The organism is Agromyces mariniharenae, from assembly GCF_008122505.1.
Taxonomy (GTDB): domain Bacteria; phylum Actinomycetota; class Actinomycetes; order Actinomycetales; family Microbacteriaceae; genus Agromyces; species Agromyces mariniharenae.
Genome location: NZ_VSSB01000001.1, coordinates 2,534,610 through 2,557,909 on the forward strand (window position 1 = coordinate 2,534,610; position 23,300 = coordinate 2,557,909).

The 23,300-nt window shown below is 74.7% G+C and carries 25 protein-coding genes; 10 read left to right on the top strand and 15 right to left on the bottom strand.

Features of this window, described 5'->3' with window-relative positions; genetic code table 11:
• Window positions 1-3: 3 nt before the first annotated feature.
• Window positions 4-741, bottom strand: coding sequence for a glutamine amidotransferase (locus FYC51_RS11720; protein ID WP_148733733.1), 738 nt, complete (start codon window positions 739-741; stop codon window positions 4-6).
• Entirely contained in the window at window positions 738-1,466 is a 729-nt protein-coding gene (locus FYC51_RS11725; RefSeq protein WP_187432598.1) for a LysR family transcriptional regulator substrate-binding protein, read from the bottom strand. The genes FYC51_RS11720 and FYC51_RS11725 overlap by 4 nt, the downstream gene beginning before the upstream one ends.
• Window positions 1,467-1,613: 147 nt before the next feature.
• Between FYC51_RS11725 and FYC51_RS11730 the strand changes: the two genes are divergently transcribed.
• Window positions 1,614-2,012, top strand: a complete 399-nt coding sequence (locus FYC51_RS11730) for a DUF5997 family protein (protein WP_148734274.1) — start codon at window positions 1,614-1,616, stop codon at window positions 2,010-2,012.
• On the opposite strand, the gene FYC51_RS11735 is transcribed toward FYC51_RS11730, so the two are convergent.
• Window positions 2,009-2,641: an alpha/beta hydrolase gene (locus FYC51_RS11735; RefSeq protein WP_148733736.1), complete on the bottom strand. Its 633-nt coding sequence runs from the start codon at window positions 2,639-2,641 to the stop codon at window positions 2,009-2,011. The genes FYC51_RS11730 and FYC51_RS11735 overlap by 4 nt on opposite strands.
• Before the next feature lie 51 nt (window positions 2,642-2,692).
• On the opposite strand from FYC51_RS11735, the gene FYC51_RS11740 reads away from it, so the two are divergent.
• A complete protein-coding gene (locus FYC51_RS11740) occupies window positions 2,693-3,274 on the top strand; it encodes an NUDIX hydrolase family protein (RefSeq protein WP_148733738.1) in 582 nt (193 codons plus the stop codon).
• A 25-nt stretch (window positions 3,275-3,299) separates the two neighbouring features.
• On the opposite strand, the gene FYC51_RS11745 is transcribed toward FYC51_RS11740, so the two are convergent.
• The 5 genes from FYC51_RS11745 to FYC51_RS11765 all read right to left on the bottom strand — a co-directional run bounded on the left by FYC51_RS11745 (window position 3,300) and on the right by FYC51_RS11765 (window position 8,019).
• A complete protein-coding gene (locus tag FYC51_RS11745) occupies window positions 3,300-4,256 on the bottom strand; it encodes a nucleoside hydrolase (RefSeq protein ID WP_222863245.1) in 957 nt (318 codons plus the stop codon).
• 44 nt (window positions 4,257-4,300) lie between these two features.
• Entirely contained in the window at window positions 4,301-4,804 is a 504-nt protein-coding gene (locus FYC51_RS11750) for a GNAT family N-acetyltransferase (RefSeq protein ID WP_148733741.1), read from the bottom strand.
• Window positions 4,805-4,961: 157 nt separating this feature from the next.
• The gene (locus FYC51_RS11755; protein ID WP_148733743.1) at window positions 4,962-6,542 is read right to left on the bottom strand and encodes a DEAD/DEAH box helicase; all 1,581 of its coding nucleotides are present in this window, start codon (window positions 6,540-6,542) and stop codon (window positions 4,962-4,964) included.
• A 260-nt stretch (window positions 6,543-6,802) separates the two neighbouring features.
• Window positions 6,803-7,432 carry a DUF1684 domain-containing protein gene (locus FYC51_RS11760; protein ID WP_222863246.1) on the bottom strand — a complete coding sequence of 210 codons (630 nt, stop codon included), beginning with the start codon at window positions 7,430-7,432 and terminating at the stop codon, window positions 6,803-6,805.
• Window positions 7,429-8,019: a hypothetical protein gene (locus FYC51_RS11765; RefSeq protein ID WP_187432599.1), complete on the bottom strand. Its 591-nt coding sequence runs from the start codon at window positions 8,017-8,019 to the stop codon at window positions 7,429-7,431. Before FYC51_RS11765 ends, FYC51_RS11760 begins: the two co-directional genes overlap by 4 nt.
• Before the next feature lie 100 nt (window positions 8,020-8,119).
• Between FYC51_RS11765 and FYC51_RS11770 the strand changes: the two genes are divergently transcribed.
• Window positions 8,120-9,385: a hypothetical protein gene (locus FYC51_RS11770; RefSeq protein ID WP_148733745.1), complete on the top strand. Its 1,266-nt coding sequence runs from the start codon at window positions 8,120-8,122 to the stop codon at window positions 9,383-9,385.
• 200 nt (window positions 9,386-9,585) lie between these two features.
• Window positions 9,586-10,173 (top strand): 2-phosphosulfolactate phosphatase, encoded by a 588-nt coding sequence (locus FYC51_RS11775; RefSeq protein WP_148733747.1) that lies wholly within the window; start codon window positions 9,586-9,588, stop codon window positions 10,171-10,173.
• A gap of 73 nt (window positions 10,174-10,246) precedes the next feature.
• Here FYC51_RS11775 and FYC51_RS11780 read toward each other — a convergent pair whose 3' ends face one another.
• The 4 genes from FYC51_RS11780 to FYC51_RS11795 form a co-directional block, all read right to left on the bottom strand.
• The gene (locus FYC51_RS11780) at window positions 10,247-10,954 is read right to left on the bottom strand and encodes a TIGR00266 family protein (protein WP_148733748.1); all 708 of its coding nucleotides are present in this window, start codon (window positions 10,952-10,954) and stop codon (window positions 10,247-10,249) included.
• Between the two features lie 141 nt (window positions 10,955-11,095).
• On the bottom strand, window positions 11,096-11,710 hold the full coding sequence (locus FYC51_RS11785) for a CGNR zinc finger domain-containing protein (RefSeq protein ID WP_148733750.1): 615 nt from the start codon (window positions 11,708-11,710) through the stop codon (window positions 11,096-11,098).
• A 100-nt stretch (window positions 11,711-11,810) separates the two neighbouring features.
• On the bottom strand, window positions 11,811-12,308 hold the full coding sequence (locus tag FYC51_RS11790; protein WP_148733752.1) for a SprT-like domain-containing protein: 498 nt from the start codon (window positions 12,306-12,308) through the stop codon (window positions 11,811-11,813).
• Window positions 12,309-12,426: 118 nt separating this feature from the next.
• Window positions 12,427-13,638: a PQQ-dependent sugar dehydrogenase gene (locus FYC51_RS11795; protein WP_148733754.1), complete on the bottom strand. Its 1,212-nt coding sequence runs from the start codon at window positions 13,636-13,638 to the stop codon at window positions 12,427-12,429.
• 47 nt (window positions 13,639-13,685) lie between these two features.
• Here FYC51_RS11795 and FYC51_RS11800 point away from each other — a divergent pair, with 47 nt between their 5' ends.
• The 4 genes from FYC51_RS11800 (at window position 13,686) to FYC51_RS11810 (ending at window position 17,667) form a co-directional block, all read left to right on the top strand.
• A complete protein-coding gene (locus tag FYC51_RS11800) occupies window positions 13,686-14,447 on the top strand; it encodes a LamB/YcsF family protein (protein WP_148733756.1) in 762 nt (253 codons plus the stop codon).
• Complete coding sequence (locus FYC51_RS19445; protein WP_222863247.1) at window positions 14,444-15,076, top strand: 5-oxoprolinase subunit B family protein; 633 nt, start codon at window positions 14,444-14,446, stop codon at window positions 15,074-15,076. The genes FYC51_RS11800 and FYC51_RS19445 overlap by 4 nt, the downstream gene beginning before the upstream one ends.
• Window positions 15,073-15,942: a 5-oxoprolinase subunit C family protein gene (locus tag FYC51_RS19450; RefSeq protein ID WP_222863248.1), complete on the top strand. Its 870-nt coding sequence runs from the start codon at window positions 15,073-15,075 to the stop codon at window positions 15,940-15,942. Before FYC51_RS19445 ends, FYC51_RS19450 begins: the two co-directional genes overlap by 4 nt.
• Window positions 15,943-16,020: 78 nt before the next feature.
• Window positions 16,021-17,667, top strand: a complete 1,647-nt coding sequence (locus FYC51_RS11810; protein ID WP_148733757.1) for a glycoside hydrolase family 10-like protein — start codon at window positions 16,021-16,023, stop codon at window positions 17,665-17,667.
• A gap of 126 nt (window positions 17,668-17,793) precedes the next feature.
• On the opposite strand, the gene FYC51_RS11815 is transcribed toward FYC51_RS11810, so the two are convergent.
• Both FYC51_RS11815 and FYC51_RS19265 read right to left on the bottom strand, forming a co-directional pair.
• Entirely contained in the window at window positions 17,794-18,654 is an 861-nt protein-coding gene (locus FYC51_RS11815; RefSeq protein ID WP_148733759.1) for a spermidine synthase, read from the bottom strand.
• A 78-nt stretch (window positions 18,655-18,732) separates the two neighbouring features.
• Window positions 18,733-19,494 carry a spermidine synthase gene (locus tag FYC51_RS19265; RefSeq protein WP_187432601.1) on the bottom strand — a complete coding sequence of 254 codons (762 nt, stop codon included), beginning with the start codon at window positions 19,492-19,494 and terminating at the stop codon, window positions 18,733-18,735.
• Window positions 19,495-19,605: 111 nt separating this feature from the next.
• Here FYC51_RS19265 and FYC51_RS11825 point away from each other — a divergent pair, with 111 nt between their 5' ends.
• Complete coding sequence (locus FYC51_RS11825; RefSeq protein ID WP_187432602.1) at window positions 19,606-19,962, top strand: group I truncated hemoglobin; 357 nt, start codon at window positions 19,606-19,608, stop codon at window positions 19,960-19,962.
• Window positions 19,963-19,977: 15 nt separating this feature from the next.
• Here the strand turns inward: FYC51_RS11825 and FYC51_RS11830 are convergent, their stop codons facing one another.
• Window positions 19,978-22,635, bottom strand: coding sequence for a LuxR family transcriptional regulator (locus tag FYC51_RS11830; RefSeq protein WP_187432603.1), 2,658 nt, complete (start codon window positions 22,633-22,635; stop codon window positions 19,978-19,980).
• Window positions 22,636-22,941: 306 nt separating this feature from the next.
• Between FYC51_RS11830 and FYC51_RS11835 the strand changes: the two genes are divergently transcribed.
• Window positions 22,942-23,244, top strand: a complete 303-nt coding sequence (locus tag FYC51_RS11835) for a hypothetical protein (RefSeq protein WP_148733765.1) — start codon at window positions 22,942-22,944, stop codon at window positions 23,242-23,244.
• Window positions 23,245-23,300 lie beyond the last annotated feature (56 nt).

Genomic DNA, 23,300 nt, shown 5'->3' on the forward strand with positions numbered 1-23,300 from the left:
GGGTCAGGCCTCCGCGTCGGCGAGCTCGACGAACCGCCGCAGCATCCGTCGCGGCTCGGTGACGGATGCCGCCGCCACGCGCGTGCTGAACTCCTCGAGCGCATCGGCCGCGAAGTAGCCGTGGTTCCGGTACACGTGGCCACGGGCGATGAAGTCGTCGGCCGTGACCTCGGGATGGAACTGCGTCGCGTAGACGCGGTCGCCGATCCGGTAGACCTGCGCCGGGCACGCCGCCGACGAGGCCAGCAGCACCGCCTCGGCAGGCAGCGCATCGGCGGCCTCCTTGTGCCCGCCGAACGCGTGGAACCGCTGCGGGAGCACCCCGACCAGCGGATCCGCGCCGCCCTCGGGAGTCAGCGTGATCTCGATCGCGGCGGCGGGCTCGGCGTATCGCGTTCCCAGGGTGCCGCCGATCACGCGCGTCAGCACCCCGATGCCGTAGCAGGTGTAGAGCACCGGGAAGTCGCGTGCGATGGCGGCCTCGGCGAGGCGGGCGAGGTCGTCCTCGAGCCGTCGCTGCGTCGCGGACTTCTCGTGCTCGGGCGTGATCACGTTGTACGGACTGCCGCCCACGACGATTCCCGCGACGTGGTCGAGCGGCGATTCGTCGAGCGGCTCGCGGTCGAGCCGCACGTGCACGAGGCGCTCGGGCTCGAGGCCCATCGCGAGGCGCATCGACTCGTACTCCGGGGCGGCCGCCTCCGACTCCGGACGGGCGCCGAGGAAGAGGAACGGCTTCATCGCCCGCGACCGCCGCGCTTGCGTGCGGTGCGACCGGAGCGGGCGGATGCCGCGCGCCTGGCGCCGCGACCTTTCCCGCCCGCCCTGCCGGCCCCGCCCTTCGCCGAGGCCTTGGTGGAGCCAGTGGCGCTCGACGCCTTCGGAGTGCCGGCCGAGGAGCCGGTCGCGTCGCCGTCGCCGGCGTCGCCGGCGTCGCCGCGCGAGCTCCGCGTCGTGCGGCCGCGCACGACGCCGACGAACTCCTGGATGTCGGCGTCGTCGCGCTCGACGCGCCAGACGAGCGCGATGCGCGTCGGGGCGGCATCCGTCACCGGCACCGCTGCGACGTCGCGACGGTGGTGCAGGCGGGCGAGGCTGTGGGGGAGGATCGCGTAGCCCGTGCCCGCGGCGACCAGCTCGACGGTCATCGCGGGGTCGGGCTGTACGGGCGCGGCGGGCTCGTGCTCGAGGTCGGCGAGCGTGAGCTCCGCGGCGTCGGCGAGCGGGTGGTCCTTCGGGAGCACCGCGACGGCGACCTCCTCCCAGAGCGGGATGCGGTGCAAGCCCTCGGCCTCGACGGGCAGGCGCACGAAGGCGAGGTCGGCGTCACCGGCGAGGACCTCGGCGAGCTGCTCGGGCTGCTCGACCCGCGCGGCCTCGAGCGGCAGGTCGGGGCGGCGCTCGGACCAGGCGCGCAGCCACTTCGCGGGGCTCACCCCGGCGACGTAGCGGAGCCTCAGCGTCACAGCGCCCCCGTCCGATGTCCGACCCCTCCGGCCTGCCCACAGCCTAGCCACTCGGGTGCGCACGGCAGCCGCCGGGCGTCACACGACCAGCGGCGGGCGGATGCCGCGGAACGGGGCTACGGTGGCAGGGTGAGCCAGTCCCAGTCGATGAAACCCGAGACCGCCGCGAAGAAGCTCGGCATCCTCCTCGAGGCCGCCCCCGCGGACTTCCGCGAGGGCGTCGTGACGCGGGACGAGCTGAACGCGCTGCAGGCGGATCCGCCCGAGTGGCTGCAGGTGCTGCGCCGCGAGGGCCCGCACCCCCGCGGTGTCGTGGCCGCGAAGCTCGGGGTCTCGAACTCGGGCTTGGCGCGCGGCGGGGTCACCGAGCCGCTGACGACCGCCGAGATCAAGGACCTGCTCGCCGCCCCGCCTGCCTGGCTCGTGCAGGAGCGGGCGACGCAGGCGGGCGTGCGCGCCGAGAAGCGCCGCGTCGCCGACCGCGACGCCGAGCGCGCCGCCAAGCGCACCGAGGCGGGCGGCGGAGGAGGCGGCGCGGGCGTCTAGCTTGCGTACTGCGCGCGCAGGAACGCGGTGACGTCGGCGAGTTCCCGCTCGGAGACGGAGTGGCCGAGGCCCTCGTAGATGCGCGCGTCGAGGTCGGCGTGCTCGGGCAGCCACTCCAGGGTGCGGGCGACGGATGCCGCGGGGATGACCTCGTCGTCGGTGCCACGACCCCAGAAGACGGGCGGGGCGAGCTGCGACATCCGTTCGTCGCCGTCGCGCACGCCGGGCAGCGCGAAACCGGAGAGGCTGACCGCGAACGCGAACCGGTCGGGTGCGCGGCGGAGCAGCTCGAGCGCGATCGCGCCGCCCTGCGAGAAGCCGAGGAGCCCGACCGACGCGGTGTCGGGCGCGACGCGATCGAGCCAGTCGACGATCGCCGTCGTCGCCTGGTCGGCGTCGTCGAGCGCCTGCGCTTCGCCCTGCGCGAGCAGCGGGAACCAGGCGTAGCCGTACCCGGCGTCGATGGGCGCCCGCAGCGACGCGATCGCCGGAGCGAGCGGCAGGTACGGGGCGAGCCCGAAGAGGTCGCCCTCGTGGGAGTTGAAGCCGTGCAGCAGCACCAGGAGCGGGCGCCCGGCCCGGTCGGCCGACGATGCCGACCAGAGCACCGCCTCGTCGTCGATCCGCATCAGGGCATCGTACCCCGGGCCGCCGAGCCGACCGTGAGGCAGAATCGAGGCATGAGCGTGCGCACACCAGACCCGGACTGGAACCCCGGCGACGAGCCCGTCGTCCGTCCGCCCGCGAATCCGGGCTGGCTCAGCGATCTCGAGCTCGCCGAGGTGCGCGGCCGGCTCCCGCTGCTCTACGTCGAGGCGGTGCCCGTGCGGGTCGACGGGCTCGGGCAGGTCACCGAGGTCGGCATGCTGCTGCGCGCCAACGCCGTGGGCGAGATGACCCGCACCCTCGTCTCGGGACGCGTGATGTACGGCGAGACCATCCGCGACGCGCTGTTCCGGCACCTCGAGAAGGACCTGGGGCCCATGGCGTTCCCGCTGCTGCCCGCGAGTCCCGTGCCGTTCACGGTCGCCGAGTACTTCCCGCTGCCCGGCCTCACGCCGTTCACCGACGAACGACAGCACGCCGTGTCGCTCGCGTTCGTCGTGCCCGTCACGGGCACGTGCGAGCCGCGCCAGGACGCGCTCGAGGTCACGTGGATGACGCCGGTCGAGGCGGCATCCGAGGCGATCGCGGCCGAGATGGAGGGCGGGCGCGGAGTGCTGCTGCGCCAGGCGCTCGCCTCGGTGGGCGCGCTGCGCTGAGTCGCGCGGCGCCGGCGGGGCCCGCCTACGCCGAGAGCCCGAGCGTGTCGAGGAACAGCCGCGCGAGGCGCTCGGCGTCGACGTCGAGCGCGACCTCGACCTGCGTCCACTCGCCGGCCAGGCCGTGCACCATGTCCTCGCCCGCGAAGTCGCGGCGGTCGACGAGCGTCTGCCCGCGACCGTAGCCCGCGAGCTCCACCCGCACCGGTCGCACCTCGGTGCCGATCGCCAGCGGATCGACGATCGAGCAGACCGCGCCGGCGTCGCCGATGAGGCCGGTGTACTCGGCGCGCTCGTCCTCGGAGAGGGCGACGCGGTTGCCGATCAGCGCTCCGACCACCCGGCCGAGCCGGTCGTCGCCGTGCTCGAGCGCGACCGCCGTCTCGTGGTCGACGGCGACGCGGTTGAACACGTCGAGCCCGTACATGTAGGCGGGCACCCCCGAGTCGAGCACGATCGCCGCAGCCTCGGGGTCGTGCCACACGTTGAACTCGGCCACCGCGGTCGCGTTGCCGACGCTCGCCGATCCGCCCATGAACACGATGCGCTCGAGGTTGCCGGCGACCTCGGGGTAGGTGCGCAGCAGCAGCGCGAGGTTGGTCTGCGGTGCGAGCGCCACGAGCGTCACCGGTCGGTCGTGCTCGAGGATGAGCCGGCGCAGGAGCTCGACCGCGGCGACGGGCTCGGGCTGCCGCGTCGTCGGCGGCAGCGCGATGCCGCCGAGCCCGTCGGCCCCGTGCACGTGGCGGGCCTCCCGCGGCGCCTCGAGGAGGGGTCGCGCGGTGCCCGCGGCCACGGGCACGTCGGGCGCGCCGACGGCATCGAGCACGCGCAGCGTGTTGTCGACGACCTGCGCGAGCGGCGCGTTCCCGGCCACGCACGAGATGCCGAGCAGGTCGAGGCCCGGATGCCGCACCGCGAACATGATGGCCAGGGCGTCGTCGACGCCCGTGTCGACGTCGAGGATGACGGGAACGCTCATCGGATCACCGTAGCGCGGCCGCGGCATCCGCTGCCGTCATGCGCTCAGCGGACGAAGCGGACCTCGTGGATCTCCTCGCCGAGGAACGGCACGACCTGCTCGCCGCCGTCGAGCGCGTACCCGTTGCGCTGGTAGAACCGGTGCGCACGCGGGTTGTCGGACGCCACCCAGAGGTAGGAGGGGTCGGTGCCGACGGCGGCGTCGAAGAGCTTCTGGCCGATGCCGGTGCCGTGGTACGCGTCGAGCAGGTAGATGAAGTAGAGCTCGCGCTCGCGCGGGGCGTCCTCGTCGCGGGCCGGGCCCGAGCCGACGAAGCCGACGATCTCGCCGTCGACGAGCGCGGCGAACTGCTGGTACTCCTCGCCGCGCTCGGCGTAGTGGTTCCACAGCTCGGCCATGCGCCGAGGGGAGAGCTTCTCGAAAGCGGCTGCGCTGATGAGGTGGTCGTACGTCTCGTGCCAGCAGATGGCGTGGACCCGCCCCAGGGCCTCGACGTCGGAATCGCGGATGGGACGGACGACGACTTCGGCAACAACATCGGTGCTCATGCCGAAAGGCTAAGCCAGCGCGCGCGCGACGCGAAATCGAGCGTCGAGCAGCCGGTGGTCGAGTAGGGCCGGCGCAGCCGACCCGTATCGAGACCCATGGGTGCGTCTCGATACGCGTCCGGCTGCGCCGGGCGCTACTCGACGAGCGGGGCTTGGGTCAGCCCTGCGCGCGGCGGTTCGTGCGCTGGTTGCGGTTCGGCGAGACGAGGCTGCCGACGCGCAGCGGCTGCTTCGCGGTCGAGCGACCGGATGCCCCGCGCTGCGCGCCCGTCGTCTGCGCACCGCGGCTCTGGCCGGCGCCCTGCTTGGGAGCGTGCGCCTTCGCCTCGGCCGGACGACCCGAGCGGTCACGGCGCGGCGTCGCGGGCGCGACATCCGAGCTGCCCTGACCGCGACCGCGGCCGCGGCTGCGCCGGCCCTCGCCGGCCGGACGCTGCGCACCGGCGGCGCCGGCGAGCTCGTCGCGACGGGCGCGCTTGCGCTGTGCGTTCGCGCCCTGCGAGCGGCCGCCGCCTCCGCCGTTGCCCGAGCCCGTCGACGGGCGCGGCGCGGGCTTCACGTAGGCTGCGACCTCGCCGACGAGCGCCGTCACCGACGCCGACTCGGCGGTGACCCGCTCGGGCGTCACGGTGATGGCGGCCTTGCGCAGCAGGGTCTTGAGGTCCTGCTTCTGGCCGGGCAGGCAGATCGTCACGACGTCGCCCTCGCTGCCGGCACGCGCGGTGCGGCCGGAGCGGTGCAGGTACGCCTTGTGCTCCATGGGCGGGTCGACGTGGATCACGAGCTCGACGTGGTCGACGTGCACGCCGCGAGCCGCGACATCCGTGGCGACCATGACCTTGACCGAGCCGTCGCCGAACGCGGCGAGGTTGCGGTCGCGCTGCGGCTGCGACAGGTTGCCGTGGAGGTCGACGGCGGGGATGCCCTGCTCGGTGAGCTTCTTCGCCAGCTTCTTCGCGTGGTGCTTGGTGCGCATGAAGAGGATGCGGCGGCCGGTGCCCGACGCGAGCGTGCGCACGAGCTCGTTCTTCGCGTCGACGTCGTCGATCTCGAAGACGTGGTGGGTCATCTGGGCGACGGGGGAGTTCGCCTCGTCGACCGAGTGCAGCACCTCGTTCTGCAGGTAGCGCTTCACGAGCTTGTCCACGCCGTTGTCGAGCGTGGCCGAGAACAGCAGGCGCTGCCCGCCGCGGGGCGTCTTGTCGAGGATGCGCGTGACGACCGGCAGGAACCCGAGGTCGGCCATGTGGTCGGCCTCGTCGAGCACCGTGATCTCCACGGCGTCGAGCGTGATGAAGCCCTGCTGCATGAGGTCCTCGAGGCGGCCGGGCGTGGCCACGACGACGTCGACGCCGGCACGCAGCGCGTCGACCTGGCGCTTCTGGTTGATGCCGCCGTAGATCGTGGTGGCCTTCAGGTCGTATGCGGCGGCGAGCGGCTCGATGGTCGCGGTGATCTGCGTCGCGAGCTCGCGGGTCGGCGCGAGCACGAGGGCGAGCGGACGGCCCGGGCGGCGCCGGCCACCGGCGAGGGACGTGCCGAGGCGCGCGGCGATGGGCAGCGCGAAGGCGAGGGTCTTGCCCGAGCCGGTCTTGCCGCGGCCGAGCACGTCGCGTCCGGCGAGCGTGTCGGGCAGGGTGTCGACCTGGATCGGGAACGGGGAGGTCTTGCCGTCGGCGGCGAGGGCCGCGACGAGCGGGGCGGGCACGCCCAGCGTTGAGAAGGTGATGTCGGTCACTGGTGCCTTTCGGGGGCAGAGCGCACCGCAGGTCGAAGTGCCCGCGCTCTTCGACTGGCTCGAGGAGCGGCGGATCGGACCCGGCGGTGGGAAGTGGCGAAGGCGCCGGTCGGCGCATCCGTTCGCCGTATGAGAGTCATCGGGCGCCCTCTCGACGAGGCCCTGCCCGGAAGCGTTTCTACGACGCAGGCGGCGCGTTCGTCGCGCTCGCCGTCGACCACCATAGCGGATCCCGCGGGGCGGATGCTGTGAGCGAGGGCTCAGCGCGGCATCCGCTCGCCCACCGGGATCTCGTCGCGCAGGGTGTTGCCCGGCTGCGCGAGCGGGCACGACCACGACGGGTCGTAGGCGCACGAGGGGTTGTAGGCGAAGTTGAAGTCGATCACGAGCGTGTCGTCGCCGGCGCCCGGACCGAGGTCGGCGCCCTTGACCGTGTCGAGCAGGTAGCGCCCGCCGCCGTACGTGCCGCCCGCGACCCCGGCGAGGCCGTCCTTCACCGGCAGGAACAGGCCGCCGCCGTAGCCCGTGAGCCGCCACACGTCGAGCGAGCCGAGGTAGGGCAGGCGCACCGTGCCCACGAGCGAGAACGGGATCCTGCCGTCGGTGGCGCTGTCGACGACGATGCGCACGGGCTCCTCCGAGCGGTGCACCTCGAGCTCGAAGCGCCAGTCGGGGTCGTAGCGGGTGATGCGCAGGCCCGTGAAGTTCGCGCGGTCGTCGGGCAGCAGCGGCGACTGCGGATGCCCCGCGAACAGCTCGTCGCGCCCCGACTTCCACAGCTCGTGGCCCGACGCGGGGTCGTGCACGCTGAGCTGGCGCACGCCCGCGTAGAGGCCGAAGACCCGTCTTCGCCAGTCCGCGAGCTGCAGCGACCCGATCGAGGTGTTCACGCGGCGGCTCCCAGGGTGACGGATGCCGCGCCCGCTGCCCCGGCGGTGGCTGCGCTCGCCGTCGCGTCGCCCGCTGCGCCGGCGGCGGCCGCGGCATCCGCCGTGCCGGGCGGGTCGAACGACCACGTCGGCGCGAGCTGCCGGAGCCGCATGCCGCGCCACTGCCAGAACGCCCACGTCGGATACCACGCGACCACGTCGAGCGCGCCCGCGTGCGCGAGCAGCTGGTCGCGGTAGAGCGTGCGCCCGTCGGGCAGGGCGGAGACCGCCATGCGGTGGTCCCAGCGATCGAACAGGGCGAGCGGGCCCGTGAGGGCGCCGCCACCGTCGCGCAGCATCCGCACGCCCGTCGGCAGCCCGCCCGGGTAGCTCACGTCGACGAGCTCCTCGCCCGCCGGGAAGCGCCGGAAGGCGAGCGCCCGTACCCGGTGCGGTCCCTCGGGCCACGTGGTCGGCAGGCCCTCCTGCTCGAGCGACGAGAAGTCGAGCCAGGGGGCGACGACCTCGCGCAGGACGGCCGGGCTCCGCAGCGCGCGCCACGCGGCATCCGGCGTGCAGTCGAGCGTGAGTTTGAGGAGCACCCGCATGTCCAGAGAGTAGGCCGAGCGGATGCCCCTGCCAAGGATCCCCGCCGGATTCACGGCGCCCGCCCGGCCGGGGCTCGGCTGCGCGTCCTAGACTCCGGCCATGGCCGACGCGCTCTGGTGGTTGCCGTCCCTGGTCGTGTTCGGCGCCGCGGCGGTGGCGCTCGTCGCCGGGGCTGTGGGGTTCCGTCGCCTGGGCGCGCGGCGCGAGCGCGCGGAGCTCGGCGACGGACGCGCCCTCGAGGTGCGGGCGAAGGGCCTCATCGTCCAGGCCGACAACGCCGTGCGCGACGCCGACCGGGAGGTCGCGTTCGCCGAGGCGCAGTTCGGGCCGGCGGTCGCACGTGACGTGCGGACGGCGCTCGAGGCGGCGCGCGGGCGGCTCCGCGAGGCATTCCTGCTGCAGCAGCGGCTCGACGACGTCGCCCCCTCCAGCGCCGCGGAGCGCCGCACGTGGAGCAGTCGGATCGTCGACCTCTGCGAGTCGGCGCTGCACGAGCTCGACGAAGCGGATGCCGCGCTCGCAGCACGGCGCCGGGCTGAACGGGGAGCCCGCGACGACGTGCCCGCCCTGCGTGCGGATGCCGCGCGCCTCGAGCGCCGTCGTGCGGAGGCGGAGGCGGGGCTCGAGCGGCTCGGCACGCGGTTCACGCCGTCGGCGCTCGGCGTTGCACGGGCGGCGGCCTCACGGGCCGCGTCGGCGGTCTCGGGCGCGACCTCGGCGCTCGACGGCGCCGAGCGGCTGCTCGCAGGGACCGAGCCCGCAGCCGACACGCTCGCGACGGCGGCGGACCTGCTCGATCGCGCCGGCCGGGACCTCGCGGTCGTCGAGGGCATCGAGCTCGAACTCGCCGCCGCCCAGGAGGACGCCGCGACGCAGGCCACGGCGCTCGACGCCGACCTCGTGGCCGCGCGTGGCGAGCGCGACGCGCAGGAGGACGCCGATGCCCAGCAGGCCCTCGGCGCGGCGATCGCCGAGGCGTCGGCCGTGCTCGCCGCACGCGGCGACGTCGCGGGCGACCCGTTCGCCGACCGCGACCGGATCCGCGCCGCCCTCGACCGACTCGAGGTGGCGCGGGCCGCTGCCCGGAACGCGCAGGGTCGGCTCGACGGAGCGCGCGGCGCACTGGGTGGTGCGATCGCGATCGCGGAGAGCCAGGCGCGTGTCGCCCGCGCCGCGATCGACCGGGCGGGTCCGCGCGTCGGGGCGGACGCCCGCACCCGTCTCGCCGAGGCCGAGCGGCAGCTCGTCATCGCACGCCAGGAGCCCGATCCCGTGGCCGCGCTCGATGCCGCGCGGCGGGCCGCCGCCCGCGCGAACGACGCGGAGGCGCTCGCCGCGTACGACACGCTCGGCGACGGGCGCTAGCCGCCACTCCCTCGCGGCGTCGTGCCCTCCGGATCATCGATGCAGGAAGTTCCGAGCGACACGCCGGTCGATGGGGCCCTCCGCGCGGCGCGTCGCTCGGAAGTTCCTGCAGACAGCTCTCCGCAGGTCTCGGGAGGGACGGCACGGCACGGCACGACCGCCCGCAGAGGTCGACGTCGACGGCGGGGTAGCCTGTCGCGGTGAGCGAGACGAGGGCGCCGTACGGGCAGGCGAAGTACCAGGTCCGACTCGACTGGGGTGCGACGGGGGCTGAGCGCATCGTGCCGGGTGCGCACGTCGCGGTCGTCGTCGACGTGCTGCCGTCGCCCGACGGCGAGGCGATCGCCGCCGCGCTGGCCGGACGCGACCTCGTCGTGCTCGAGGGCTCGCTGCGCAACCGGAGTGCGGTGGCGCGCCGCATCCTCGAGCTGCAGGAGGAGCGCGGGGAGCGGCTCATGGTCGCGATCGTGGCCGCGGGCGAACGGACGGGCGGACGCGCCGGCTCCGAGGTCGGCGGCAGCGACGCGCACTCCGACGCCGTGCGCTTCGCCGTCGAGGACCAGCTCGGCGCCGGCGCGATCGTGGACGCGCTCATCGCCCTCGGCATCGACCACACGTCGCCCGAGGCCGCGGTGGCGTGCGCCGCGTTCGAGGGCCTGCGGCACGCGGCCGTGCACCTCATCGGCGCGTCGGCGAGCGGCGCCGAGCTCGTCGCGCAGGGCCGGCGACCCGAGGTCCGCGCCGCGACCGAGGTCGACGCGTCCGACGAGGTGCCGTCGGTCGGCTGATCGGCGAGCAGGGTCGCGGCAGCGCCGTAGCCCGCCGCCGGCTGATCGACCGACCGGCGCAGGGCCGGCGCGCTCAGCTGCTCGAGTCGTCCTTCTCGGGCAGGTAGGGCTCGATCGCCGCGGCCAGCTTCGCGGGCGTCATCGACTGCAGCCACACATGGCCGGGGCCGTGCAGCTGCGCGAGCATGAGCGAGTCGCCGAAGAACTTGTTCTTCACGCCCTTCACGGTGGCGAACTCGAGCGGCATCTCGGCGCGGAACATCGCGAGGTGCCCGGGGTGGATGAGCAGCGACTGCCCGGCCTGCAGGTCGTACTCGACGAGCTCGCCGGCGAGTTGCACCCAGGCGGTCCCGTTGCCGGTGAGCTTCTGGAAGACGACGCCCGCGCCGCCGAAGATGCCCGCGCCGAGCTTCTTCTGCAGGCCCACCGAGACCACGACGCCGTGGGTGCTCGCCATGTAGGAGCCCGACTGGATCATGAACTCGTCGGACGGGTCGATGCGCAGCTCGCGGATCGTGCCGGGCAGCTGCGCCGCGAACGCAACGAACCCGCCGCCCTGCGGCGCGGTGTACTCCGTGAGGAAGAGCTGGCCGCCGCCGAGGACGCGCTTCAGGCTGCTCATGAACCCGCCCTGGCCGCCACTGCCGTGGGCGGTCGACGTGTCCATGCGGAATCCGTTGGTGAGCCAGGAGACGTCGCCGCCTTCGGCGACGATCTGCTCCCCCTGGGCGAGGGTGAGCTCGAGGATGGGCATGGTGGTTCCGACGATCTTGGGCTCCATGGCCGCACGGTACCAGCGGATGCCCCGCGCGGCCGGGCCATCCGGAGGGAAGCCGCCGCTTCGACCGAGACCGGTCGAAGTCGCTGCGGTCCGCGAGCCGGTCGACGGATGCCGCGGCCGATGTCGTGCCGACCCGGAGGCTCAGGCCGCCGCGCGGTCCGCCTTCCGGGCACGGGCCCGGTGCGCGCGCACCTTCGCACGGTTGCCGCAGCGCTGCATCGAGCACCACCGCCGGGTGGCCGCCCGCGAGGTGTCGAGGTAGACGATGCCGCAGTCGCCGCTGCACTCGCGGATGCGGTCGGCGTTGGCCTGGTCGAACAGGTCGACCGCGTCGCGGGCGATCGTCGAGAGCGCCTGCCCGACGGTCTGCACCGAGCGGCCGGCCTGTCGGGAGCCGCCGGCCAGCACGGGCGGGATGTCGGGCGTCGCCGCGTAGAGGTTCACGAGGTCGATGTCCTGCGCCCGCACGTCGTCGCCGCGCGCGGCGGCGAACGCCATGCGCCCGATCGCGTCGCGCAGCGAGATCGCGTCGAACAGGTCGCGCGACCGGGCCGTGCCGACGGCCACGGGGAACCGGTCGCGGAGCCACGTGGTGAGGTCGTCGGGCGCGTGCAGCCGCTCCCAGGCTGGGTTGCCGCCCATGGCGCCCGTGTAGGCGAAGTCGAGCGCGAACGATCCCGAGTCGAACCACCAGCGCACTCCCTCGGCCGACGTGAACCACTGTCCGACGGGGATGGAGACGGTGGAGACGGGCATGGGGGAACCATCCTCGGACGTCGCGGACGCCGCATCCGCGCTGCTGGGGAGGACGCATGCGCCGGCGGGCATGCGCTCGACGGCCCGGCCGACTCGGCGGTCAGCCGGCTGCCGCGCTCGCGGCCCGCCGCCGCACCGCAGGCGTGATCTCGCGATGACGCCAGACGATGAGGTTCGCCCGATCGAAGCCGCGACGGCACAGACCGCAGCTCAGGGGGCGCTGGGGTTCACGGTAGCGGAAATGCTCGTGCCCCGCCGGGCAGCGACCCACCCACGGCGCCAACTCGTGCGCGACCTCGCCGTCGTGCGTGCGCCGGCCGACGTAGCCGAGGTCGGCCGCGATGGTCGCCCACTTCGGCCCGTGCCCGGCGCGCGGGCCGGCCACGGCGTGCGCGACCTCGTGCAGCAGGATCTGGTGGATCTCGTCGTCGTCGTAGCGGGCGGCGAGGTAGCGCGACACCGAGATGTGCTTGGCCGTGTAGTTGCACAGGCCGGCGCGCTTCTTCGCGTTGTCGAAGCCGAAGCTCCACACCGCGGCATCGAGGTGCAGGACGATGAGGGCCTCCGCCCACCGCCGAACCCGCTCGAGATCCGCCATGGGATGAGGATAGCCCTGCCCGCCGACGTGGCGGCGGAGGCGCTGGCCCCCGAACGGGGCCGCGTTTCGCACCCGTTTCCGGGCCTTTCGGGTCTTCCGGGCCGGGTCGTGGCGGCCGCTAGCCCGCCGGCGCGAGCCGCACCCGGTAGAGGCGGTCGTCGCCGTCGGAAGGCGAGCCGCGCCCGTCGGTGTTGTTGGAGATGAACCAGAGCTCGCCGTCGGGTCCCGCCGTCACGTCGCGCAGCCGCCCGAGCTCGCCGGTGAACCACGGCGTCGCGGTGAGCGCGCCGCCTGCGGTCGCGGGGGCGATGGTCCAGAGCCGCTGGCCGCGAAGCGCGGCGAGGAAGAGGGTGTCGCCGACGATCGCGAGCCCGCTCGGGCTGGCCTCCGACGTCGACCACTGCTGCACCGGGTCGACGAAGCGCGAGTCCCCGGCCCGCCCCTCCACGACCGGCCACCCGTAGTTCGCGCCGGGCTCGATGCGGTTGAGCTCGTCCCAGGTGTTCTGGCCGAACTCGGCGGCCCAGAGGTCGCCGTTCGCGTCCCACGCGATGCCCTGCGGGTTGCGGTGCCCGTACGACCAGGTGAGGTTGCCGAACGGGTTCCCGGGCGCCGCCTGCCCCTCGGGCGTCATCCGCAGGATCTTGCCCGAGAGCGAGCCGGGATCTTGCGCAGCATCGCGGTTCCCGGCGTCGCCCGCGGTGGCGTAGAGGAACCCGTCGGGCCCGAAGGCGATCCGCCCGCCGTCGTGGTTGCCCGCCTTCGGGATGCCCGTGAGCACGTCCTCGGGGGCGCCGAGGCCGAGCGACCCGGGCGCGCCGGTGAGGGGCATCCGCACGATGCGGTTGTCGGATGCCGCGGTGAAGTACGCGTAGACGTAGGCGGGGCCGTCGTCATCGCCGTCCGTCGGGCGGAGCGCGAGGCCCATCAGGCCGCCCTCGCCGCCGGGGACGACGCCCGGCACGGTCGCCGCGACCCGCAGCGACCCGTCGCCGAGCACTTCGACGATGTTCGCCGTGTCGCGCTCGCTCACGAGCACGCCGCCGCCGGGCAGCCGGAGGATCGACCACGGCGCCTGCAGCCCCTGCGCGACGACCTCGACGCCGCCGCTCGGCAGCAGCACGGGCGGCGGGCCCGACGGGGTCGGAGGCTCCGAGGCGGTCGGCGACGCGGGCGTGCCGGGCGGCGTCGACGGCAGCGGGCTGCGCTCGGGCGCGCCGACGCACGCGACGAGCACGGCGACCGCGACGAGGGCGACGGATGCCGCGGCCGCGGCGCTCCGGGCACCGGATCGACGCCCTCGGCGTCGCGTACGTACCGCGTTCGGCATGCGACCTCCCCATCCCAGTGTGCGCGCTGCTTCGGCAGAATGGGAGCATGACGCCTGGGATCGACCTCAACAGCGACCTCGGCGAGTCCTTCGGGGCGTGGCGGGTCGGCGACGACGAGGCGATGTTCGCGATCGTCTCGAGCGCCAACGTCGCGTGCGGCTACCACGCCGGCGACGCCCTGACGATGGCCGAGAGCGCCGGCCGCGCGGTGCGCCACGGCGTCGCCCTCGGCGCCCACCCCGGCTACCGCGACCTCGTCGGCTTCGGGCGCCGCGCGCTCGACACGAGCCCGGCCGAGATCGCCGCCGAGCTCCTCGTGCAGCTCGGCGCGCTCGACGGCGTCGCCCGCGGCGCGGGCACGCGCGTGCGTTACGTCAAGGCGCACGGCGCGCTCTACCACCGGCTGTCCGCCGACGAGCGCGCCGCCCACGCGTTCGCGGAGGCCGTCGCCCGCTACGACCCGACCCTCCCCGTGCTCGGTCCGCCCTACAGCCGGCTCGAACGGGCAGCCGATGCCGCGGGCCTGCGCTTCGCCCGCGAGGCCTTCGTCGACCGCGGCTACGTCGCCGACGGCTCGCTCGTGCCGCGCGGCGAGCCGGGCGCCGTCGTCGACGACCCCGCGGCTGCTGCCGACCGCGCGCTGGAGCTCGCCGAGACGGGCGGCCTCACCGCCGACGACGGCAGCCGCGTCGAGCTGTCTCCCGACTCGCTGTGCCTGCACGGGGACACCCCGGGCGCCGTGGCCATGGCCCGCGCCGTGCGCGACGCGCTCCAGGGTGCGGGTGTCGAGATCCGGTCGTTCGCATGAGCCGCCGACTGCTCCCGAGCGGCGACGCGGCCCTGCTCGTCGAGTGCGACTCGCTCGAGGAGGTGCTCGCGCTGCACGACGCGCTCGCCGCCGACCCGCGCCTGGGCGTGGTCGAGCTCGTGCCGGCCGCCCGCACGATCCTCGTCGCGGTCGACCCCACGCGACTGCCGCTCGAGTCCGCGGCGACGTGGGTGCGTCGCATCCCGGCCGAGGCGGGCTCGCGGGTCGCCGGCGCCGCGGCCGACCCGGTCGTCATCCCGGTGACCTACGACGGCGAGGACCTCTCCGTCACGGCGACGCTCCTGGCCGTCTCGCCCGAGGCGCTCGTCGCGGCGCACACCGCGGCCGAGTGGCGCGTCGCGTTCGTCGGCTTCGCACCGGGCTTCGGCTACCTCGTGAGCGACGACTGGCCGTTCGAGGTCCCCCGGCTCGATGCCCCGCGTCCGCGCGTGCCCGCCGGCTCGGTCGCCGTCGCCGGTGCGTTCGGCGGCGTGTACCCGCGGCAGAGCCCGGGCGGCTGGCGGCTCATCGGGCGCACCGACGCGACCCTGTGGGACCCCGAGGCGGACGAGCCCGCGCTGCTGGCTCCGGGCCGTCGCGTGCGCTTCGAGGCGATCGGCTCGGCATGACCGGCCTGCGCGTCGAGCACCCGGGCGCCTCGGCGCTCGTGGAGGACCTCGGCCGCCCGGGCCTCGCGCACCTCGGCGTCCCGGCTTCGGGTGCGCTCGACCGCGGCGCGCTGACGCTCGGGAACCGGCTCGTCGGCAACCCCGACGGCGCGGCCGCGCTCGAGGTGCTCGTCGGCGGCCTCCGTGCCCGGTTCGAGGGCGAGGCGTGGTTCGCGGTCACGGGCGCGTGGGGCCCGGTCACGCTCGACGGGCGGCCGGTCGCGCCGTACGCGGCGGCTCGGGCGCGCGACGGCGCGGTGCTCGAGCTCGGCACGGCGGCGCGCGGCATCCGCTACGTGCTCGCGGTGCGCGGCGGCCTCGACGTGCCGCCCGTGCTCGGATCCCGATCGCGCGACACGCTCGCCGCGATCGGCCCCGAACCCGTGGTTGCGGGACAGGTGCTGGCGATCGGGCCGGAGCCCGCGGCATCCGTGCCCGTGATCGACCAGGACGTCGCGTTCCCGCCGCCGCAGGACGCGGTGCGGCTGTCGCTCCTGCCGGGCCCGCGCGCCGACTGGTTCACGGATGCCGCGCGCGCCGCCCTGTTCGAACGGCCCTGGCGCGTCTCGGAGCAGGCCGACCGCATCGGCGTCCGGCTCGTGGGGCCGGCGCTCGAGCGACAGCGCCCGGGGGAGCTCGCGAGCGAGGCGACCGTGCCGGGCTCGATGCAGGTCGCGGGCGACGGGCAACCGACGATCCTGCTCGCGGACCGGCCGGTCACGGGCGGCTATCCCGTCATCGCGATCCTCGATCCGGGCTCGCTGGATGCGATGGCGCAGGTGCGTCCGGGGCAGGAGGTGCGGTTCCGGCACGCGCACCGGAGCTGAGCACCATCTCGGAAACAACGCTTCACAAGCGTCGGTGAGTATGGAAGTATCTTCCAAACCGACCTGCTTGGAGGATCGATGACGCACTCCCAGTCCACGCCCGCCGACCAACCCGCCGCAGCGCTCGGCCGCCGCGGCTTCCTCACGCTCGCGGTCGCGGGCGTCGCGGCATCCGCCTTCACCGTCACGATCGGCGGCCTCGCGCCGGCGCCGGCGCACGCGAATGCCTTCGGAGCGACGGCCGGCGCGACCGCGGCCGCCGTGGCCCCGCGCAAACGCGAGCTGCGCGCGATGTGGATCTCGTCGGTCGTGAACATCGACTGGCCGAGCCGCACGGGCCTCAGCGCCGACGCGCAGCGCGCCGAGTTCCTGCACTGGCTCGACGTGGCCGAGCAGTTCCGGCTCAATGCGGTCTTCGTGCAGGTGCGGCCCACCGCCGACGCCTTCTGGCCGAGCCCGCTCGAGCCGTGGTCGCAGTACCTCACGGGCGTGCAGGGACAGGACCCGGGCTACGACCCGCTCGCGTTCATCGTCGAGGAGGCGCACGCCCGCAACCTCGAGCTGCACGCCTGGTACAACCCCTACCGCGTGTCGATGCAGGCCGATCCGGCCCAGCTCGTGCCCGAGCACCCCGCGCGCGTGCACCCCGAGTGGGTCTGGGCCTACGGCGGCAAGCTCTACTTCGACCCGGGCCTGCCCGAGGTGCAGGAGCATATCCAGCAGGCGATCCTGCACTCGGTCGAGCACTACGACCTCGACGGCGTGCACTTCGACGACTACTTCTACCCGTACCCGGTGGCCGGCCAGGTGATCCCGGATGCCGCGACCTACGCCGCGCACGGCGCCGGCTTCGCCGACGTCGCCGACTGGCGCCGCCACAACGTCGACACGTTCGTGCGGTCGATCTCCGAGCGCATCAAGGCGCTGAAGCCGTGGGTGAAGTTCGGGATCAGCCCGTTCGGCATCTGGCGCAACCGCGCGACCGACCCGCTCGGCTCCGAGACGGGCGGCTCGCAGTCGTACGACCTGCAGTTCGCCGACACCCGCAAGTGGGTGCTCGAGGGCTGGCTCGACTACATCAACCCGCAGGTGTACTGGCAGATCGGGCTCGCGGTGGCCGACTACGCGAAGCTCGTGCCGTGGTGGGCCGACGTGGCCGCGGCATCCGGCACGCACCTCTACATCGGCGAGGCGCTGTACAAGGTGACCTCGGGCGTCTTCACCGACCCGGCCGAGCTGTCGAACCACCTCACGATGGACCGCGGCATCGACGCGGCCGGAACGCCCGTGCACGGCAACGTCTACTTCTCGGCCAAGCACGTGCCCGCCGACCCCCAGGGCTCCATGTCGCGGGTCGTCGCCGACCACTACGCGCATCCTGCGATCGTGCCGGCCATGGAGTGGCTGCCGGCCGCCGACGTGCGCACCCCGGTGCTCGCGCGGGTCGGGCGCACCGACGGCGGCGTCGAGCTGCAGTGGTCGGATGCCGCGCCGCCGAGCAGCCGTGCGACTTCGTTCGCCGTCTACCGCGTCGACGGCGCGGCCGACGCCATCGACGTCGAGGACGCCGCGAACCTCGTGGCGACCGTGCGGGGTCAGGCCGGCGTGGTGCAGGCCTGGACCGACGCGTCGGCCGAGGCCGGACGCGAGTACGCCTACGCGGTCACGGCCCTCGACCGGGTCTGGAACGAGAGCGCACCGAGCGCGGTGCGCGCCGTCGGCTGACCGGCGGAATCCCGATCGTGCGCTGGAATCCCGCACGTACGGGATTCCAACGGCGCAACGGGATTCCCGCGCGGTCGGGGCCGTCGGCGCGGCGCTGCGCGGCGTCGGCGCGTCGCGGCGCCGCGGTCAGCGACCCGGCTTCGACAGGAAGACCGAACGCGCCGGCGGCGGCGACGGCACCGCCGTGGCATCCGTCACCACCGGGGCGCCGGCGATGAACCGGCGGAGCTCGTCGCCGTCGACGAGCTTCGCCGGGGCCGGGTCGCTCGCGAGCCGACGCGGCAGGCCCGCGAACGGCAGCTCGTCGGCCGACGCGTACATCACGACGTTGCCGAACCGCCGGCCCTTCAGCATCGCCGTGTCGGCCGCGATGGCGACGTGCGCGAACACGTGCGCGAGCGTCGCCGCCTGCGAGCGGGCGAACGCGAGCCCGGCGCCGTCGGCGACGTTCACCGCGACGATGCCGCCCGGCGCGAGCCGCGGCACGAGCAGTCCGTAGAACTCCGCGCTCGTCACGTGCGCCGGGGTCCGTGCGCCCGAGAAGATGTCGACCACCGCGAGGTCGACCGCGCCGTCGAGCCCGGCGGGCAGCTTCTGCAGCACCTCGCGTGCGTCGCCGTGCCGGATGCGCACCTGCGCGCCGCGGGGGAGCGGCAGGTGCTCGCGCACGAACTCGACGAGGTCGCTCTCGAGTTCGACGACCTGCTGCCGGGAGCCGGGACGGGTCGCCGCGATGTAGCGGGGCAGCGTGAGCGCGCCGCCGCCGAGGTGCAGCGCCGTGACGGCCTCGCCCTCGGGGCGCACGAGGTCGGCGGCGTGGCCGATGCGCCGCACGTACTCGAAGCCGAGCCAGTCGGGCCGGTCGAGCTCGACGTGCGACTGCGGGGTGCCGTCGACGAAGAGGGTCCACGACCCGGGCGCGCTGCGCGACTCCTCGAGGCGGGCGACGTGGCCGCTCACGGCGAGGCGGCGTTCGAGGTCGGGCACGGATGCCACGCTACCCGCCCGGTGCCCGACCGGAAGCGCGAGCGGCATCCGCTCGAGTCCGTGCGCGACCGTCGCCGCTCAGCAGGCGCCCCAGAGCGCGGCGTCGAGCCGGTGCCCCGTGAGCACCTCGCCGGGGAACGGACCGCCCAGCGCCAGCCGGTCCTCGAGGCCGGGCGGCAGCCCGTCGGGCGCCGCGACGAGGATCGCGTTCCCCTCCTCCGCGCCCGAGAGCACGGTGGGGTCGCCCGCGACGAGCAGGTCGGCGCCGGGGTCGGCCCGTGCCAGCGCCCGGGTCTGCGCGCGCAGGCGGGCGAGTCCGGCGGCGTCGGCCACGTTCACGGCCAGCAGCCCACCGGCCGACAGCAGCGCGAGGCATCCGCCCATGAAGGCCGGTTCGTCGACGAAGGCCGGGGCGTCGAGCCCCGAGTAGAGGTCGACGACGACCGCGTCGAACGGGCGGGCGGCCGCGAGCGCCGAGAGCATGTCGCGGGCATCGGCGACGAGCACGGCGATGTCGGCGTCGGCGGGCAGCGGCAGCCGGTCGGCCACCAGGTCGACGAGCTCGGCGTCGTGCTCGATGACGACCTGCGTGGAGCCGGGCCGGGTCGCGGCGACGTAGCGGGGGAGGGTGAACGCGCCGCCGCCGAGGTGCAGCGCCCGGATGGGCTCGCCCGGCGTGCGCACCGCGTCGAGCACGTGGCCGATGCGGCGCACGTACTCGAAGAACAGGCGGGTCGGATCGTCGGGATCGACGTGCGACTGCGCGGTGCCGTCGACGAGCAGCGTCATCCCGGTGGGGGAGAACACGTCGGCCTCGAACTCGATGCGCGGTGGCGCCATGCCTGCATCGTGCCACGATCCGACGGCGATGCGCCGGGTGAGCAATCGTTGCTCATGCGCGCGGGCCGGGAATGCCCGACACTGGGACGCACGACACGACGAGGAGGCGGCATGGCCGAGGTCTACGAGCAGCTCGGCGGCCCCGACGGGGTGCGCACGGCCGTCACGGTGTTCTACAACCGCATCACCGCCGACGAGCAGCTGGGCCGCTGGTTCGAGGGCATCGACCTCGACCGCCTCAAGGCACACCAGCGTGCGTTCCTCACGGCCGCGTTCGGCGGACCGCAGGTCTTCTCGGGCCGGAGCCTGCGTGACGCGCACGCCGACCTCGCGATCACGGATGCCGCGTTCGACACGATGGTGTCGACCCTGCTCACGAGCCTCGCCGACCTCGGCGTGCCGAAGGAGGCCGTGACGGCGGTCGGCGAGCGGCTCGAGGGGGCGCGGGCGGAGGTCGTCACCGCCTGAGCGCGTGCAGGCCGCTCAGGCCCGCAGTTCGTGACGCCCGCGGATGCCGAGCTTCGCGTACGTCGACTGCAGGTGGTTGTTCACGGTGCGTGGCGAGAGGAAGAGGCGCGTCGCGATCTCGTTCGAGCTGAGCCCCTGCGCTGCGAGCGACGCGATCTCGCGCTCGCGCGGCGTGAGCGGCTCAGCACCGTCGGAGAACCGCAGCAGCGGCGTTCGTGCGCCCTCGCACGCGGCGGCGAGCGACGCCGCGCGCTGCAGGTCGGCGGTCGCCTCGCGTCCGTGGCCCGCCGCCCGAGCCGGCTGCCCGGCCGACGCGTACGCCTCGGCCGCGTAGAGCAGGTGCCCGATCGACTCCCACTCGGCACCCACCGCCCGCAGCCCGGCCGCGTCGGCGGCCGCCTCCGCCGTGGCGTGCGCGAGCCGACGGCGCACGGCCGGCGAATCGGATGCCGCAGCGAGCCGCGCCAGTCGCTCCGCCGCCGTGCGTGCGTGGGCGCGCGATCCGAACCGCACGAGGTGGTGCAGCAGGCCCGCCGCCACGCTCACGGCGCCGCGCTGCTCGATCACGTCGACGCGCGCGAGGATCGTGGCGGCCGCGGCATCCGGGCGCCCCTCGCCCACGGCGATCCAGGCGTCGGCGAGCGCGGTGACCGAGTTGTCCTCGTCGAGACCCTCGATGACCTGCGCGCGCAGCTCGCGTGCTCGCGCGACGTCGCCCTGCTCGGCCGCGACGATCGCGAGGAAGCAGCGCGCGAACTCGCGCAGCGACTTCGGCCCGTGCAGCTCGGCGCCGCCGACCGTGTCGCGGAACCATCGCGCGGCCGCGTCGAGGCGTCCGAGCTGCCAGAGGATGCGGCCCATCATGAACTCGTCGAGCCGCGCCGTGAGGGCGTCGTCGTGCCGGATCGCGTCGTGCAGCGACTCGATGACCGTCGCCCGGGCGTCGTCGAGCCGGTCGGCCGCGATGAGCACGTGCGCGAGCGCGAGCTCGGCGCGCCGAGGCACGAGGACCGACTGGTCGCCCTTCGCGAAGCGCACGGCGCGCTCGGCCGCCGCGATCGCCTCGGCGTCGCGTCCGAGCGTCACGAGCGGCATCGCACGCGACAGGTCGAGCACGGCCTGCTCGAACGTGCTGTCGCCCGCGACCGCTGCCGCGGACTCGACGTGGGCGAGCGCGTCGTGCGCGTACTCGAGGTTGACGAGGAGCACCGCCTTGCTGAGCGCGATCGTCGCCGACTGCCCGGGGAGCGCGTCCTCGAGCGACTCGAGCAGCTCGAGTCCGCGGGCGCTGCCGAGCGGGTCGCCGCCGAACACGTCGGCGCGGGCCGCGCCGATCGCGGCCAGCAGCTCCGGCGGATCGCCGTCGGCCACCGCCCGCTCCTCGGCGCGCGCGAGCACGGCGAGCGCGTCCTCGGCCCGGCCGAGCGACCAGAGCAGCTCGCCGTGCAGCAGGAGGGCCGCCGCGTCGTCGGCACCGGCGGCCACGGCCGCCGCGGCGAGGCGCTCTGCGGTGCGGCGATCGTGGGCCAGCCGGGCGAGCGACGCCGAACGGGCGAGCACGCCGGCGTCGGACGGACGGCCGGCGTCGAGCCGCCAGATCGCCACCCGGAGCTCGTCGGCCGGCGTCATCGGCCGGGCGGCGATGAGGTCGGCCTGCTCGAGGAGGAGCGAGACGGAACGGAGCCGCGGAATGCTGTCGCGCACGGCAGCGGCGTAGTGCGGGTGCGCCAGTCCCACCCGCATCCGCGCACCGGACTCGTCGACGCGGATGAGGCCGCGCATCTCGAGCCGGGCGAGCGCCTCGGGCGCACCCGGCCGGCCGAACTCGTCGAACGCCAGCGGCTCGCAGAGGGCGAGGCGCTCGACCGTGTCGCGCTCGTCGTCGCCGAGCACGCGCAGCCGGGCGCGGATGAGGTCGCGGAGGGCGGGCGTGCCGACGGGCTCGCCGACGAGCTGCCAGAGTCCGTGGGCCGAGACGAGGGAACCGGCGTCGGCCGCACCGATCGCGAGCTCGCGGAGGAAGAGGGGATTGCCATGCGAGACCGCGTGCAGCTCGACGGCGTCGCGATGCGCGATCGGCCCCCCGAGCACGCGCGTGAGCAGTTCGCTGACCTCGTCGACGTCGAGCGGCGCGATGTCGAGGCGCACCGCGTCGCCGGCGGCGGCGACTGGGAGGAGCCCCTCGGGCACCGGATCGGACTCGCGCACGGTGCCGATGAGGCGCAGCACGCCCGACTCCACGAGCTGGGCGATGAGCGCGACCGAGACCGAGTCGACCGCGGAGACGTCGTCGACCGCGAGGATGGTGCGCCGTCCGGCCGCGACCTCGCGAACGGCGGCGCTCGCCGCGGCGTAGAGCGCGATCGGGTCGCCCGCCGCCGTCACCATCGCGACCGGGTCTCCTGCGAGCACCGGCGCGAGGGCGCCGAGGGGCACCGCGCTGAGGGCCGTGTTGCCGCTCGCCGTGAGCACGCACCAGTCGTCGTCGCCGAGGCGCTCGGTCACAGCCTGCATCACGCGGGTCTTGCCGATGCCCGAGGGGCCGTAGAGCAGCACCGTCCGTGCCGTGGCCGCGAGCGCGGCGACGCCGCGACCGACGAGCGAGTCCCGGCCGACCAGCGGCCACGCCTCGTCCAGCCCGCGCGGCGCGCCCCCCGACTCACCAGGTTCCACCGACACCCTCACCCTCGGTTCCCGGCGACGCCGGTGGACTCACTGTACGACCTCGCCCCTCGCCGGAGCAGGGCGCCGCTGTCCCCCGAACAGGTGGCCCAGGTGAGCAACGGAGGCACCTCCCTGAGCAATCGCCGCCGCCGCATGAGCAACGGATGCCGCGACGTGAGCAACCACCTCCTGATGCGAATGAGCAGCACCTGCCCATCCGCGAGCGCACGCCGCCCGGCGAAGCTGATCTGCGGCAGCCACCGCTGCCCTGCGAGGCCGGAGCCCCGCAGCCCACGACCAGCAGGAGCGACCGAGATGCGACCCACCACCCACGTGCCCGAGTCGGCCAGCGTCGGGCGTCGGACGCTCACGTCGCGGCTCGCGGCCCTCGGCCTCGCCGGGGCGCTCGCGACCACCGTGGCGCTCGTCGCGGCGCCGGCCGGCGTCTCGGCGAGCGATCGCGGACCCTCCGGCGAGGCGCGGGTCGCGGCATCCGACCGGCTCGTCGAGCTCGAGGCCTACGTCGAGCGCACGGTCGCCGAGTACGACGTCGCACCGGCGCAGGCGCCGGTCGTCGCATCCGCCACCCGGCTCGCCCTCGCCGCGGACCGGCACTGACCCACCACCACACGAAACCGATGCCGGGCGATCCCCGGCTCGCACCCTCGAGGAGC

Excerpts from the sequence above, each read along its gene's own strand:
- FYC51_RS11745 (WP_222863245.1), bottom strand. The coding sequence starts at position 4,256 with ATGAGCGTTCCCGTCATCCTCGACGTCGACACGGGCGTCGACGACGCC.
- FYC51_RS11800 (WP_148733756.1), top strand. The coding sequence starts at position 13,686 with ATGACGCCTGGGATCGACCTCAACAGCGACCTCGGCGAGTCCTTCGGG.
- FYC51_RS11795 (WP_148733754.1), bottom strand. The coding sequence starts at position 13,638 with ATGCCGAACGCGGTACGTACGCGACGCCGAGGGCGTCGATCCGGTGCC.
- FYC51_RS19265 (WP_187432601.1), bottom strand. The coding sequence starts at position 19,494 with ATGGCGCCACCGCGCATCGAGTTCGAGGCCGACGTGTTCTCCCCCACC.
- FYC51_RS11720 (WP_148733733.1), bottom strand. The coding sequence starts at position 741 with ATGAAGCCGTTCCTCTTCCTCGGCGCCCGTCCGGAGTCGGAGGCGGCC.
- FYC51_RS19450 (WP_222863248.1), top strand. The coding sequence starts at position 15,073 with ATGACCGGCCTGCGCGTCGAGCACCCGGGCGCCTCGGCGCTCGTGGAG.
- FYC51_RS11780 (WP_148733748.1), bottom strand. The coding sequence starts at position 10,954 with ATGGAGCCCAAGATCGTCGGAACCACCATGCCCATCCTCGAGCTCACC.
- FYC51_RS11825 (WP_187432602.1), top strand. The coding sequence starts at position 19,606 with ATGGCCGAGGTCTACGAGCAGCTCGGCGGCCCCGACGGGGTGCGCACG.
- FYC51_RS11810 (WP_148733757.1), top strand. The coding sequence starts at position 16,021 with ATGACGCACTCCCAGTCCACGCCCGCCGACCAACCCGCCGCAGCGCTC.
- FYC51_RS11770 (WP_148733745.1), top strand. The coding sequence starts at position 8,120 with ATGGCCGACGCGCTCTGGTGGTTGCCGTCCCTGGTCGTGTTCGGCGCC.
- FYC51_RS11735 (WP_148733736.1), bottom strand. The coding sequence starts at position 2,641 with ATGCGGATCGACGACGAGGCGGTGCTCTGGTCGGCATCGTCGGCCGAC.
- FYC51_RS19445 (WP_222863247.1), top strand. The coding sequence starts at position 14,444 with ATGAGCCGCCGACTGCTCCCGAGCGGCGACGCGGCCCTGCTCGTCGAG.
- FYC51_RS11740 (WP_148733738.1), top strand. The coding sequence starts at position 2,693 with ATGAGCGTGCGCACACCAGACCCGGACTGGAACCCCGGCGACGAGCCC.
- FYC51_RS11835 (WP_148733765.1), top strand. The coding sequence starts at position 22,942 with ATGCGACCCACCACCCACGTGCCCGAGTCGGCCAGCGTCGGGCGTCGG.
- FYC51_RS11765 (WP_187432599.1), bottom strand. The coding sequence starts at position 8,019 with ATGCGGGTGCTCCTCAAACTCACGCTCGACTGCACGCCGGATGCCGCG.
- FYC51_RS11785 (WP_148733750.1), bottom strand. The coding sequence starts at position 11,710 with ATGCCCGTCTCCACCGTCTCCATCCCCGTCGGACAGTGGTTCACGTCG.
- FYC51_RS11750 (WP_148733741.1), bottom strand. The coding sequence starts at position 4,804 with ATGAGCACCGATGTTGTTGCCGAAGTCGTCGTCCGTCCCATCCGCGAT.
- FYC51_RS11790 (WP_148733752.1), bottom strand. The coding sequence starts at position 12,308 with ATGGCGGATCTCGAGCGGGTTCGGCGGTGGGCGGAGGCCCTCATCGTC.
- FYC51_RS11730 (WP_148734274.1), top strand. The coding sequence starts at position 1,614 with ATGAAACCCGAGACCGCCGCGAAGAAGCTCGGCATCCTCCTCGAGGCC.